This is a genomic window from Paractinoplanes rhizophilus (assembly GCF_042664765.1).
Lineage (GTDB): Bacteria > Actinomycetota > Actinomycetes > Mycobacteriales > Micromonosporaceae > Actinoplanes > Actinoplanes rhizophilus.
In genome coordinates, this window is record NZ_JBHTBJ010000005.1 from 206,828 (window position 1) to 219,883 (window position 13,056).

The window sequence follows — 13,056 nt, forward strand, 5'->3', positions numbered from 1 at the left end:
TATTCGCGTGCTAGAACCTTGCGATCCCTGGAATGGTTACGATGCTGTCGTCATCCCAACTCATCTGATGCGCCTCCAGACAAAATGATCGTGTCATTCTTCCGATCGGCTGTTTTCCAGAGCTTTTGCCAACGATCCTCACAGCGCGCGACCAAGCCGATCGCAGCGACTCTGGTGATCGTGAAATCCTCGGAAGCCGCATCCGCGGCCCGGGTCCGGCGCGTGCGACGCGCGGGGCGGCCCGTCTTCCCGGCGACCCCGACGGGGCGCGCCACCGGCGCATGCCGCATCGCGCGCAAGCGACGTCGCGCATCAGTGAGCGCGTCAACCTCGACCATGAGGTCCTTCAGCTTCGAGAAGACGATGATGGGTACGGCCGATAACCTGCGACGTCGCTGGATGCCATGCCGCATCCAGCGAGGTCGCGCGATAGCTTACTTACCGTCGTACCAGATGGGAAATCCGCATACGGCGTTTCCTCAAATTTCGAGCCGATCATTGCGTCATCAATTCTTGACGGTGCGCTATCGTCCCTGGTAAAGACGGGGCGACTACCCCGCTACGAGGCCATAGGAGTGCCGGACGGCGCGTCGCTCGATCGTGCGTCGCAGCGCGCGCGTCACCTGATTGAAGATCCGCGGGTCGGGCGACGTGTACACGGTGACGTCCTCGGCGCGGTATCTCGCCCGGATCTCCCACGCGTGCCCGCTGCTCCGGCGCCGCAGCGCGAACAGGGCGACTCCGACGATCGCCACGATCAGCGGCGCGGCCGCCAGGGCGCCGAACTTCAAGCCGGCGACGACCGCGAGGAGGAGCAGGCCCAAGCCCAGGGCGAATTCCACCCCCGACGGGGCGCCCGCCACGGCGCGCTCCAGACGGACGTCGTCCAGGTCCTCGATGGCGAAGATCTTGACGCGCGGGCTCTGCCAGACGAAGTGGGTTTCGGTGATGACGGCGTCGGGTCCGCGATAGTAGGTGCGCATTTCCGTCCTCCCCCTGCTGTTCCGGCGAGGAAGGAAGTGCGGGCCGCGGTGGCGGCGCAGAGAGAATTCCCACCTCGCTTGACTCGGGCGAGCATTCCCGCAGAAGGAAAACGGCACCTGGTTGCCGCCAGGTGCCGTTCTGGATCTCCCCTCCGAAAATCCGCCCTCCGGACTGTCTGCGTCGAGTACAGCATGGCCACCAGTCTCACCGCTACCGTTCAACCTGCCATCTAGCAGACTGCGCACAAGCCGATCCGACGCGATCAGCATTTCCGCAGATGAGACCCGCGCGGGCGAGAAGACGTGGCACGAAGCCGACGTCCTCAGGCGGCCGCGGCCCGGTCCGCGTACGGCGGCGACTCCCGCTCGGCCTCGATCGCCCGCAGCAGCGCCCGGCCGACCTGGTGGAACACCCGGGCATCGGTTGAGGCGTAGAGCATCACCTCGCGGCCTCGACAGGTCGCGCGCAGCTCCCAGCGCCGGGGCCGGTGCTGGCACACCATCGCGTAGACCAGGCCGGCCGCGCCGGCCAACACCGCGATGGCGAGCGCGACCAGCACCCCGCCGGCCACCGAGATGACCGCCGCCGCGACCAGGACGGCCGCGGCGGCGGGGAGAACGACGGCTCCGGGGCGGACACCCTCGGGAACGGCGGGTGAGATGCCGACATCGCGCAGGTCGTGGATCGCGAATCGTCCGGGCGACGGTCCGTGCCGGACGAAGAGCTCGCTGGTCACGACCACGTCAGGCGCACGGTAGTAGATACGCATGGCGAACTCCCTCCCTGGCTGCCTTGCGAGTCAGGGATATGCGAGCCACCATGGGCAAAGAGAGAATTCCCCGCCTCGCTCGTGTCGCTGTTTCTTGTCGAGTGTCGTCTCGACGACGGAGCTCCAGAGGTGAGAACGGCACCCGGTTGCCGCCGGGTGCCGTCGAGGTGTCTCCCCTTCACTCCGCCCGTTGCTCGGGACTGTTGCCGTTTTTTGGGGGCAGTTGCTCTGTTGATAGTGAACCACGCCACCCCGCTCTCCGCTACCTCTCAATCAGCTATGTTGCAGATTGCGTACAAGCCGGTTAGCCGGAGTAGCGCGCGTCACTCCTGCCCTTCTGCGGCGTTTCATTGACGTATGCACCGGGTAGGCCTCAACACGGATGCCACGACGAACCGAGGATTTACGCAGGTAGGAAGGGCGATGACCGCATGGAGAGCCGCCTGAGCATCGCGGGTCAAGCGGTGCAACCCATCCTGGTGATGTTTCCGCTGGGACTGTTCTCGATGGCCGTCATCTTCGACGTGGCGAACCTGCTCGGCGGCCCGGGCCTGCTGGGCGCGCTGGCGTACTGGAACATCGTGGCCGGCCTGGTCGGCGGATTCCTCGCGATGGTGGCCGGCGCCATCGACCTCGCCTTCGTCCGCCGCCCGGTGGCGAAGCGCATCGGCGTGCTGCGCGTCCTGATCAACATGGGCGTGCTGGTCCTGTTCGCCGTCATCCTCATGGTCCGCGTCGGCAACGACGACCGAGCGGCCGGCGTCGGCCTGCTGCTGATCGAACTGGTCGCGCTGTCCATCTCCGGCTTCGGCCTGTGGTTCGGCGGCGAGCTGGCCCACGGCCGCACTCCCGCCTTCGCCAAGGCCGCCGCCGGCAATCGCGGCTATTAAAAAAGAGCATTTACCGGTACGAGCATCGGCCGGTTGACGCCGCGCACGGCGAGGTCCGTGCGCCGTCGCGCCAGGTGCCGCCCGCGCCGGGCTGACCCGTCGTGGCGTCTCGGGCTCGCGGGCTCCGCCCGCCTCGCCCCGCCGCCGGAGAACTCGGCGTCCGTCGTTTGCCGCTGCGTCCGGTGGGAACGGCGATAGCAGATACACGACGAAGGGACGACACGATGAGCACTTCCATTCAGGGCAAGCGCGTGGCCTTCCTGGCGACCGACGGCGTGGAAGAGGTGGAGTACACCGAACCCCGCAAGGCCGTGGAGGGCGCCGGCGGCCGGGCCGAGCTCGTCTCGATCAAGGACGGCGAGATCCAGGCCGTCAACCACATGGACAAGGCCGGCACCTACCGGGTCGAACGGAAGGCCGGCGACGCGGATCCCGCCGACTACGACGCGCTGGTCCTGCCCGGCGGCGTGGCCAACCCGGACTTCCTGCGCGCCGACCCCGACGCGGTGCGGTTCGTCCGCGAGTTCGTCGCCACCGGCAAGCCGGTCGCCGCGATCTGCCACGGCCCGTGGACCCTGGTCGAGGCCGGCGTGGTGGCCGGCCGCACGCTCACCAGCTGGCCGAGCCTGCGCACCGACCTGACCAACGCCGGCGCCACCTGGGTCGACGAGCAGGTCCACGTGGACGGACAGCTGATCACCAGCCGCAAGCCGGACGACCTCGAGGCCTTCAGCGACGCGCTGCTGCGCGCGCTCTAGGCACCGCGGTCACCTCCGGTGCGGCGGCTTCTCGTCCTCCACCCCGAGCAGCTCCGCCATCTCCTCGAGCGCCGACTCATGCGCGCCAGGTGCGTCCCCAGCGCGCCCGGCGCGCCCGGCGCCCTCCCGCCGAGCGGCGTCACGCTCGACATCGCCAGACGGGGTGCTAGGCGCGGTCGGGTCGGGGGCGGTCGGGTCGGGCGCGGTCAGGTCGGGCGCGGTCAGGTCGGGGCCGTCGGGTAGCGCGGTGGACGCCGGTGCCGGGTGCGGGGGCGACGCCGCGAGCAGCCCGTCGAGGCGTCCGGCGACCGCGGCGGTGATCTCGTCGGCCGGGCGGGCCGCGTCCAGCACCAGGTAGCGCTTGGGGTCGGCGGCGGCAAGGTCGAGGAAAGCGTACCGGACCCGCTCGTGGAACTGGCGGGACTCGGCCTCGAGGCGGTCCTGGCCCTGGCCGCGCGCGTCGACGCGGCTCAGGCCGACCCCGGGGTCGACGTCGAGCAGCACCACCAGGTCGGGCTTGAGGCCGCCGGTCGCCCACGAGGAGAGCCAGGAAATCTCGGAGACCGGCAGGGTACGGCCCGCGCCCTGGTACGCCAGCGACGAGTCGACGTACCGGTCGCTGACCACCACGGCGCCGCGAGCCAGCGCGGGACGCACGACGGTCGCCACGTGGTGCGCGCGGTCCGCCGCGTACAGCAAAGCCTCCGCCCGCGGCGCCGGCGACTCGCTCTTGTCCAGCACCAGCTGGCGGATGCGCGCGCCCACGTCGGTGGCGCCCGGCTCGCGGGTGACCACCACGTCGCGACCCTGCTCGCGCAGCGCCGACGCGAGCCGCTCCACCTGGGTCGACTTGCCGGCGCCCTCACCGCCCTCGAAGACCACGAAGACCCCGGCGCGGACGAACTCCTCGGCCGGCGCGAGCGGGCGGCCACGGATCGAGCCCCACAGGTCGGCGAGCACCGGTACGCCGCGCTTGTCGTCCATCTGCCGGAACGAGCTGATGCCGACCCAGATGCCGATCCCGCCCGCGACCAGCAGCAGCACCCGGGTGCTGCTGACGTCGACGCTGATCGCGCCGAGGTCGATCCGGCGGGAGCTGCCCAGGCCGACCAGGAAGCCGGAGAGCGTGATGGCCAGCAGCAGCACCATCCGCACGCCGATCTGCACCACCGCGAAGACCCGGCCGCGGACCGCGTCGTCGACCTCGCCGTACAGCAGCGTGGTGCCGGCCAGGAACGCCATGCCGGCCCCCGCGCCCACCAGCAGCGCCCCGGCCAGCGCCATGGACAGGTGGAACGCGACGCCGAGGAACATCACCGAGCCGCTGGCCAGCACGATGCTCATGCCGAACCAGCGGCGCCGGGACAACTCCCGGATGATCATCGGGCCGAGGCCGATGCCCACCGCGAGGCCCATGAAGATGACGCCGAAGAGCAGGTAGAACGCGGCCTCGCCGGCGCCCAGCGAGGTGGCGAAGGTCTTGGCCGCGCCGATCACGACGCCGCCGGCCGCGAACGCGCCGAAGATGCCGAGCACCAGACCGCGTACGAGGGGGGTGTTGCCGATGTACTTCCAGCCGTCCAGGAACTGCCGGAACATGCTCTGCTGGGCCTCGCGCTGCCGCTCGGCGCTCTTGCCGCCGATCTCCTTGATGCCGAAGAAGACCGTGAGCGCGGTGGCGAGGCGGGAGATCGCGTTGAGGTACAGCGCCAGCTGCACCGGTTGCGCCCAGTCCGGCAGCGTCACGCCGGACTGCTGGACCCCGGCGGTGAGGGCGGAGAGCGCGAGCGCGGCGAGGATCGGCGTGATGCCGTACGTGGTGACCAGGGTGAGCTGATTGCTGATCTCGATGCGGGACTTGGGGATCAGGTTGGGTACCGCGGCCTCCTTGGCCGGGATCCAGATCAGCGTGATCGTCTCGCCGATGAACGTGGCGATGGTGGCCCAGGCGACGATCACCCCGGGCGAGGCCCCGACCAGCGCGACGATCGGGATCGAGCCGTAGAACACGAATCGCAGCAGGTCGGTGATGACCATCGTGTAGCGGCGGTCGAACCGGTCGGCGAACACCCCGGCGATCGGCCCGAGCAGGAGCGCGGGCAGCAGGCGTACGGCGATCGTGCCGCCGAACGCCGCGCCCTGCCCCGCGCTGCTCTGGAACTGCGCGGCGGCGAAGATGCCCGTGGCGAGCAGCCCGATCCAGTCGCCGAACGAGGCGAGGCCGAGCACCAGCCAGAGACGCCGGAACGGCCGGATGCGCAGCACTGAGCGCAGCGCCGCGACCCCCGACAAGTCGACAGGTCCGGTTTCGCGCGTTTCGGTGTCGATGGCCGTACCTCCCGTGATTCCCGCAGGGTGCACTGTAACCGGCGACCTCGACCGGACAGGTTTCGCACGTTCGGGTAACGCAAAAGTGAAGGTCTTTCGCATTGCTCGATGAAAGCGTTACCGTGCTCGCGTGATCCCCCGAGACCGCAGGACGCTGCAGAAGCGCCTCGATCGGGCGACCGGCGACCTCGAGACGCCGATCGCCGCGGTCGACCTGGCTGCCTTCGACGACAACGCGGCCCAGCTGGTGGCCCGGGCCGGTGGCAAGCCGGTGCGGGTGGCCAGCAAGTCGGTGCGCTGCCGGCGGCTGCTCGAGCGGGTGCTGGCCAAGCCGGGCTGGCACGGCGTGATGGCGTACACGCTGGCCGAGGCGGTCTGGCTGGTACGCGAAGGGGTGACCGACGACGTCCTGGTCGCGTACCCCACAGTGGATCGCCGGGCGATCGCCGCGCTGACCTCCGACCCGGCCCTGGCCGGGTCGATCACTCTCATGGTCGACCACCCCGCCCACCTGGACGTGGTCGACCGGGTCACCCCGCCCGGCAAGCGGCCCGACGTACGGCTCTGCATCGACCTCGACTCGTCGTGGAAGCCCGGGCCGCTGCACGTGGGTGTGCGCCGCTCGCCGGTCCACTCGGCCGCGCAGGCCGGCGCGCTCGCCCGCCGCCTGGTCGAGCGGCCCGGCTTCCGGCTGGTCGGGCTGATGTCGTACGAGGCGCAGATCGCCGGGGTGGGCGACGCCCCGCCCCGCCAGGCGCTACGCGGACGGGCCATCCAGTTCATGCAGTCCCGGTCGTTCCCCGAGCTGCTGAAGCGGCGCGCCGAGGCGGTCGCGGCGGTGCGGCAGCACGCCGACCTCGAGTTCGTGAACGGCGGCGGGACCGGCAGCGTGGCCGCCACCGGCTCGGACCCGGCGGTCACCGAGGTCACCGCCGGTTCGGGGCTGTACGGGCCGACGCTCTTCGACGCGTACCGGAAATGGCAGCCCACCCCGGCCGCCTTCTTCGCGCTCTCGGTCGTGCGGCGCCCGGCGCCGCGCATCGCCACCGTGCACGGTGGCGGCTGGATCGCGTCGGGCCCGGCCGAACGGTCCCGCCTGCCGCAGCCCTACCTACCGGAGGGGCTGCGGTTCAAGCCCGACGAGGGCGCCGGCGAGGTGCAGACGCCGTTGCTCGGCACGGCCGCCGACGCGATGCGCACCGGCGACCGGGTGTGGTTTCGCCACGCCAAGGCCGGCGAGCTGTGCGAGCACGTCAACGAGCTCCAGCTGATCGACGGCGAGACGGCGTCGCCGGCCCCGACGTATCGGGGCGAAGGCCATGCGTTCCTGGGGTGAGCCGTTCGGCCCCTCAGGCGGTGACGTGGCGGTGCAGGTACTCCCGGATCAGGGCCTTCGCCTCGGTGAGCACCGACTCGTCGCCGTTGGTGTCGCGGCGGAACGCCAGCTTGATCAGCGCGTCCGCCGCCTCGACCGAGATCTGCAGCGCGAACCGCAGGCGGGCCCGGTCGATCAGCTGGAACTGGTCGACCAGCAGCTCGGCCAGCCGATCGGCGATGACCGCGTTGTTGTCGCGCTCGACGTCGAGCAGGTGAACGTCGACGACGTCGCCGAAGTGCAGCGTGCGGAAGCCCGGCACGCTGCGGTGCATCTGGATGTACACGTCGATGGCCGCGTCGACCCCGTCCCACCAGTGGGCGAAGGTCTCGCTGCCGAAGCGGGCGGACAAACCCTGCAGGTACCCGTCCATGTTGCGCATGGCCAGCGCCTGCACGATCGCCCGCTTGTCGGGGAAGAACTGATAGACGGAGCCGATAGCCACCTCGGCTCGTTCGGCGAGCAGCGTCGTGGTCAGCCCCTCGTAGCCGACCTCATCGACGAGCTCCGCGCAGGCGTCGAGCATGCGCTGGACCCGGGCAACGCTTCTGCCCTGCACCGGGACGCGCCGCAACGGCCCGGTGGTGACGGTTGGTGTCGACACGCGTCGCCACTCCCTCTCAAGCGTGATAATCGGAACGTTACTCGGATCAACGAGCGAGGGGCATCGACGGGACGCGGAGGACACTCCACACGCCCAGTTTTGTGCGACTGTCCGCTCGTACGGAGGACAAAGCCATAATGACGACCCCTGTCATCGCGCGCCGCTGGTCCAACTGGGGCGGCAATCAGCGGGCCCACGCGATCGATGTGCTGACTCCTGGCACTGTCGACGAGGTCGCGGCCCAGGTCAAGGCAGCGTCCGATTCCGGACGCCGGGTCAAGGCGGTGGGCAGCGGGCACTCATTCACAGCCATCGCTGTCGCCGACGACCAGCGGTTGTTCCTGCACCGCCTGGCCGGGTTGGTGTCGGTCGATGCGCCGCTGGTGACCGTCCAGGCCGGGATGCCGCTGCACGTGCTGAACGCGATCCTCGCCGAGCACGGGCTGGCCATGCCCAACCTCGGCGACATCGACCAGCAGACGGTGGCCGGGGCGATCTCGACCGGAACGCACGGCACCGGCGCCGGGCACTCGACGCTGGCCTCGTGCGTCGAGGCGGTCAAGCTGGTGACCGGCGTGGGCGAGGTGCTCGAGGTGGGCAAAGACGACCCGATCTTCCCGGCCGCGCGGCTCGGGCTGGGCGCGCTGGGCATCCTGGTCGAGGTGACGCTGCGGTGCGTGGACGCGTTCACGCTGCTGGCGGACGAGCGGCCGATGGCCCTCGCGGACGTGCTGGCCGGCCTGGACGAGTGGATCCCGGCCAACGACCACGTCGAGTTCTACTGGTACCCGTACACCGACCGGGCCCAGCTGAAGATCAATAACAAGGTGCCGGCGCACGACCGGCCGCTGTCGAGGTTCCGCGGCTGGATGGACGACGAGTTCCTGTCCAACACGGTCTTCGGCGCGGTCTGCCGGCTCGGCCGGGCGGTGCCCGGTGTGGTGCCGACGGCCAGCGCCGTCGCGGCCCGCGCGCTGACCGCGCGGACCTACACCGAGCGGTCCGACCGGGTTTTCTGTACGCCGCGGCGGGTGCGTTTCACCGAGATGGAGTACGAGATCCCGCGCGCCGCCCTGCCCGAGGTCATCGACGCGCTCCCCCGGGTGATCGCGGCCCTGCCGTTCAAGGTCCAGTTCCCGGTCGAGGTGCGCTTCACCGGGCCGGACGACATCTGGCTCTCGCACGGGTACGGGCGCGAGTCGGCGTACGTGGCGGTGCACCAGTTCACCGGGGTCGACTACGAGCCGTACTTCCGGGCGGTCGAGGCGGTCTGCCGGCCGCTCGGCGGGCGCCCGCACTGGGGCAAGCTGCACTACCGCACGGCCGAGGACCTGCGCCCGGTCTACGAGAAGTTCGACGACTTCGTGGCCGTGCGCGACCGGATCGACCCGGCCCGGGTCTTCAGCAACGAATACCTGGACCGGGTGCTCGGCTGATCACTCGGCGGAGGCCGTCGCCTTCGTGGGGGCGGCCTTCTTGGCCGGGGTGGCCTTCTTGGCGGCCGCCGCCTTCTTGGCCGGGGTCGCCTTCTTGGCCGGAGCCTTCTTGGCGGCGGTCTTCTTGACGGCGGCCGGCTCGGTGTTCTTGGCCGCGGCCTTCTTCGCGGTGGCCTTCTTGCGGGGCGCCGGGCCCTTCGCCCGCTTCTCGGCCAGCATCTCGGAGGCCTGCTCGACGGTGAGCTCCTCGGGCGTCTGCCCGCGCCGCAGGGAGGCGTTGTACTCCCCGTCGGTCACGTACGGCCCGAAGCGGCCCTCCTTGATCACCATTGGCTTCTCGGTGACCGGGTCGGGGCCCATCTCGCGCAGCGGCGGCTTGGCCTCCCGGCGCTGCCGCGACTTGGGCTGGGAGAGCAGGGCGAGCGCCTCGTCGAGCGTGACGGTGAAGAGGCGGTCCTCGTTCTCCAGCGACCGGAAGTCGTCGCCACGCTTGACGTAGGGCCCGTATCGGCCGTTGGCCGCGACGACCTCGGCGCCCTCCGGGTCCTTGCCCAGGGCGCGCGGCAGGCTCAGCAGCCGCAGCGCCTGCTCGAGCGTCAGGGTCTCGGGAGACTGGCTGCGGAACAGCGACGACTTGCGCTCGCCGGCCTGCACGTACGGCCCGAAGCGGCCCGACTTGAGCTGCACCGGCTCGCCGGTGGCCGGGTCCTCGCCCAGCGACCGCTCGCCGCCACCGCCGAGGAACAGCTCGTTGACCTTTTCCGGGGTCAGCTCGTCGGGGGCCACCCCCTCGGGGATGGAGACCCGGTCCTCGGGCGACTCCTCGGTCGCCTCGGGCAACTGGCGCTGCAGGTAGGGGCCGTAGCGGCCGACCCGCACCACGACGTTGCGGCCGCTGTCGTCGGTGAACAGCGGGATCGAGTTGACCGAGCGCGCGTCGATGGCGCTGAGGTTCTCGGTCACCATCTTCTTCAGCCCGCCGGCGGCGGCGATGGTGTCGTCGGCGCCGCCGGCCGTCTGGCTGCCGAAGTAGAAGGAGGTCAGGAAGTCCAGCGCCGCGTGGTCGCCACCAGCGATGTCGTCGAGCTGGGTCTCCATGGCCGCGGTGAAGTTGTAGTCGACCAGTCGAGGGTAGTGCCCCTCGAGCAGGCCGATCACCGCGAACGCGAGGAACGACGGGATCAGGGCCTGGCCGCGCTTCTCCACGTACCCCCGGTCCTGGATCGTCCGCATGATCGACTCGTACGTCGACGGGCGGCCGATGCCCAGCTCCTCGAGGGCCTTGACCAGCGACGCCTCGGTGTAGCGGGCCGGCGGCGTGGTGTGGTGCCCGGTCGCGGCCAGCTCCTCGGCGGTCAGCGGCTGGTCCTTGACCAGGGTGGGCAGGCGGCGCTCGGCGTCCTCGGCCTCGGCGTTCTCGTCGTCGGACGACTCGACGTAGGCGCGCAGGAAGCCCGGGTCGGTGATCGTCTTGCCGGACGCGGCGAAGTCGACCTCCTCGCCCGAGGTGGAGATCGCCCGGATCCGCACGCTCACCGAGTTGCCGACGGCGTCGGTCATCTGCGACGCGATCGTGCGGCGCCAGATCAGCTCGTACAGCCGGAACTCGTCGCCGGAAAGCTCGTTCGCCACCTCGCCCGGGGTGCGGAAGTTGTCGCCGGCGGGGCGGATCGCCTCGTGCGCCTCCTGGGCGTTCTTGACCTTGCCGGTGTAGCGGCGCGGCTGCGGCGGCACGTTGTTGGCGCCGTAGAGCTCGCCGATCTGCCGGCGGGCGGCGGTCAAGGCCGTCTCGGAGAGGTTCACCGAGTCGGTACGCATGTAGGTGATGTACCCGTTCTCGTACAGCCGCTGCGCGGTGCGCATCGTCTGCGAGGCCGAGAACCGCAGCTTGCGGGCCGCTTCCTGCTGGAGCGTCGAGGTGATGAACGGCGCGTAGGGGCGGCGGCGGTACGGCTTCTCCTCGACCCGGGTGACCGTGAACGGCCGATCTTCCAGGCGGGCGGCCAGCCCGCGGGCGCCGGCCTCGTCGAGGTGCACCACGCCGGCGCCGGGCCGGACCTGGCCGGTGGTGGGCTCGAAGTCCTTGCCGGTGGCGATCCGGTCGCCGTCCAGCGCGATCAGCGTGGCGTTGAAGTTGCGCGGGCCCTCCCGCTTTCCCTGCACGGCGAGGGTGGCCAGGATGTCCCAGTACTCGGCGGTGCGGAACGCCATGCGCTGACGCTCACGCTCGACCACGATGCGCGTCGCCACCGACTGGACCCGCCCGGCGGAGAGGCGGGGCATCACCTTCTTCCACAGGACCGGGCTCACCTCGTACCCGTACAGGCGGTCGAGGATCCGGCGGGCCTCCTGCGCGTCGACCAGGTCGCGGTCGATGTCGCGCGGGTTGGCCACCGCGGCCTGGATGGCCGGCTTGGTGATCTCGTGGAAGACCATCCGCTTGACCGGGACCTTGGGCTTGATCGTCTCGACCAGGTGCCAGGCGATCGCCTCGCCCTCGCGGTCCTCATCGGTGGCGAGGAAGATCTCGTCGACTTCCTTCGCCAGCTTCTGCAGCTTGGCTATCTGCTGCTTGCGGTCGGAGGAGACGACGTAGAGCGCGTGGAAGCCGTTGTCGACGTCGACGCCGAGCCGCGCCCACGACTCGCCCTTGTACTTGGCGGGCACGTCGGCGGCGTTGCGCGGCAGATCGCGGACATGGCCGAAGGAGGCCTCGACAAAATAGTCGGGGCCCAGATAACCGGCGATCGTCTTGGCCTTCGACGGAGACTCGACGATGACCAGACGCGTCGTCCTGGTGTCACTCGGCACGGCACTCCCAAACTTCGCACTCAGCGTCCCGCCGTCTCTACCGGCGGGGCACAGACTTTCAACGTAACGCGCCGGACGAGACCACATTCCCGGGTAACCCCGGAGTCGGATGGTAACGGTCCGGCCACCGCATGCGTCCGACGGCGACACCGTACACCGCGAAAGGTGAGTCGTGTCGCACACAATCCAGGAAGATCACGCGCCCGCCGCCGACGGCCACATCCGCTCCGGCGCCGCGTCCGGGCGCTCACCGACCAGCTCGGCGAGCCGCCGGAGGCGTTTTTTACCGGCGATCAGATAGTGGCGTCCGTCATCCGACAGGCGGCCGGCCAGACCGGCTCGCACCAGCGCGGCATCGACCGCGACCGAGTCCTTGACCGGGTCCAGGCCCAAAGAGTACCCGCCCGGCACGGGTTTACCCGCCGCCGCGACCCAGAGCCGGAGTCGGGGTCCGGAGAGGAAGAGCTGCGTGGCGGCCTCCGGCCAGCCACGGGCCAGGCCGTTCAACCTCCTGGTGTACGCCGTGAGCACCTCGAACCGCGGCGGCGGAGGGGGTTCCGGCTCCTGCGGCGTTTGGCTTGCTTCTACCTCTTTGTGACGGACCTCCCGGCGGCCGAGCTCCTCCGTTGTCTCGGACTCCTCCTCACTTGCGGCCGGACGCCGGCCGGTTGTGAGAGAGAGCTCCCCTGGTGCAGGAACGCGCCGGCCGGCGTCCGGGTGTGGTGGATCTCCCCGGCCATCCTCCAGAAGATCAGGGTCGACCGGCTCATCCGCAGCGGAGGAGTCTGCCGGCAGCGGCCGCCACTGGGCGGTCAGGCCCCGGACGACCAGCTCGGGCACCAGAACGTGCACCCGCCAGGCGTCCTCGACCTCGACCGACACGCGCGCCGTGCCGCCCATCCGGCCGAGCCGGCCCGGGCCCGCGAGCAGACCGGCCAGGTCGGCGGGCGACGGCTCGGTGGTTTCGGCGCCGAAGAACGGCAGCTGGCGGCCGAGATCGGGAACCTGGGGACGCGGCGGCGGCCGGCGTTTGGCGGCAGCCGCGATCGGCGCGGGCAGCACCTCGCGCGGGATCAGCGGCCACCCCGTCTCGGTCATCGC

At 70.5% G+C, this 13,056-nt stretch carries 10 protein-coding genes and 1 pseudogene; 4 read left to right on the forward strand and 7 right to left on the reverse strand.

Annotated elements, in window-relative coordinates:
* Positions 1-50 precede the first annotated feature (50 nt).
* The 3 genes from ACFQS1_RS10080 to ACFQS1_RS10090 all read right to left on the reverse strand — a co-directional run bounded on the left by ACFQS1_RS10080 (position 51) and on the right by ACFQS1_RS10090 (position 1,753).
* Positions 51-413, reverse strand: a complete 363-nt coding sequence (locus ACFQS1_RS10080) for a hypothetical protein (protein ID WP_378966116.1) — start codon at positions 411-413, stop codon at positions 51-53.
* A gap of 138 nt (positions 414-551) precedes the next feature.
* Complete coding sequence (locus tag ACFQS1_RS10085; RefSeq protein ID WP_378966118.1) at positions 552-983, reverse strand: DUF6232 family protein; 432 nt, start codon at positions 981-983, stop codon at positions 552-554.
* Positions 984-1,306: 323 nt separating this feature from the next.
* Positions 1,307-1,753 (reverse strand): DUF6232 family protein, encoded by a 447-nt coding sequence (locus ACFQS1_RS10090; protein WP_378966120.1) that lies wholly within the window; start codon positions 1,751-1,753, stop codon positions 1,307-1,309.
* A gap of 431 nt (positions 1,754-2,184) precedes the next feature.
* On the opposite strand from ACFQS1_RS10090, the gene ACFQS1_RS10095 reads away from it, so the two are divergent.
* Together ACFQS1_RS10095 and ACFQS1_RS10100 are read left to right on the forward strand one after the other, a co-directional pair.
* Entirely contained in the window at positions 2,185-2,643 is a 459-nt protein-coding gene (locus ACFQS1_RS10095) for a DUF2231 domain-containing protein (RefSeq protein WP_378966122.1), read from the forward strand.
* 224 nt (positions 2,644-2,867) lie between these two features.
* Positions 2,868-3,401 carry a type 1 glutamine amidotransferase domain-containing protein gene (locus ACFQS1_RS10100; RefSeq protein WP_378966124.1) on the forward strand — a complete coding sequence of 178 codons (534 nt, stop codon included), beginning with the start codon at positions 2,868-2,870 and terminating at the stop codon, positions 3,399-3,401.
* A gap of 9 nt (positions 3,402-3,410) precedes the next feature.
* Here ACFQS1_RS10100 and tmk read toward each other — a convergent pair whose 3' ends face one another.
* Positions 3,411-5,630 carry a dTMP kinase gene (gene tmk / locus ACFQS1_RS10105; protein WP_378966365.1) on the reverse strand — a complete coding sequence of 740 codons (2,220 nt, stop codon included), beginning with the start codon at positions 5,628-5,630 and terminating at the stop codon, positions 3,411-3,413.
* A gap of 232 nt (positions 5,631-5,862) precedes the next feature.
* On the opposite strand from tmk, the gene ACFQS1_RS10110 reads away from it, so the two are divergent.
* A complete protein-coding gene (locus ACFQS1_RS10110; RefSeq protein WP_378966367.1) occupies positions 5,863-7,065 on the forward strand; it encodes an amino acid deaminase/aldolase in 1,203 nt (400 codons plus the stop codon).
* Positions 7,066-7,078: 13 nt separating this feature from the next.
* On the opposite strand, the gene ACFQS1_RS10115 is transcribed toward ACFQS1_RS10110, so the two are convergent.
* Positions 7,079-7,708, reverse strand: a complete 630-nt coding sequence (locus ACFQS1_RS10115) for a TetR/AcrR family transcriptional regulator (protein ID WP_378966127.1) — start codon at positions 7,706-7,708, stop codon at positions 7,079-7,081.
* A gap of 137 nt (positions 7,709-7,845) precedes the next feature.
* Between ACFQS1_RS10115 and ACFQS1_RS10120 the strand changes: the two genes are divergently transcribed.
* Complete coding sequence (locus ACFQS1_RS10120) at positions 7,846-9,144, forward strand: D-arabinono-1,4-lactone oxidase (RefSeq protein WP_417629324.1); 1,299 nt, start codon at positions 7,846-7,848, stop codon at positions 9,142-9,144.
* Here ACFQS1_RS10120 and topA read toward each other — a convergent pair whose 3' ends face one another.
* Together topA and ACFQS1_RS10130 are read right to left on the reverse strand one after the other, a co-directional pair.
* On the reverse strand, positions 9,145-11,955 hold the full coding sequence (gene topA / locus ACFQS1_RS10125) for a type I DNA topoisomerase (RefSeq protein ID WP_378966129.1): 2,811 nt from the start codon (positions 11,953-11,955) through the stop codon (positions 9,145-9,147).
* 801 nt (positions 11,956-12,756) lie between these two features.
* A pseudogene (locus tag ACFQS1_RS10130) lies at positions 12,757-13,053 on the reverse strand (hypothetical protein); the annotation flags it as partial.
* Between the last annotated feature and the right edge of the window lie 3 nt (positions 13,054-13,056).

Coding starts and splice junctions, on each gene's coding strand:
- ACFQS1_RS10090 (WP_378966120.1), bottom strand. CDS start 1,753: ATGCGTATCTACTACCGTGCGCCTGACGTGGTCGTGACCAGCGAGCTC.
- ACFQS1_RS10095 (WP_378966122.1), top strand. CDS start 2,185: ATGGAGAGCCGCCTGAGCATCGCGGGTCAAGCGGTGCAACCCATCCTG.
- ACFQS1_RS10085 (WP_378966118.1), bottom strand. CDS start 983: ATGCGCACCTACTATCGCGGACCCGACGCCGTCATCACCGAAACCCAC.
- ACFQS1_RS10080 (WP_378966116.1), bottom strand. CDS start 413: ATGCGGCATGGCATCCAGCGACGTCGCAGGTTATCGGCCGTACCCATC.
- ACFQS1_RS10120 (WP_417629324.1), top strand. CDS start 7,846: ATGACGACCCCTGTCATCGCGCGCCGCTGGTCCAACTGGGGCGGCAAT.
- ACFQS1_RS10100 (WP_378966124.1), top strand. CDS start 2,868: ATGAGCACTTCCATTCAGGGCAAGCGCGTGGCCTTCCTGGCGACCGAC.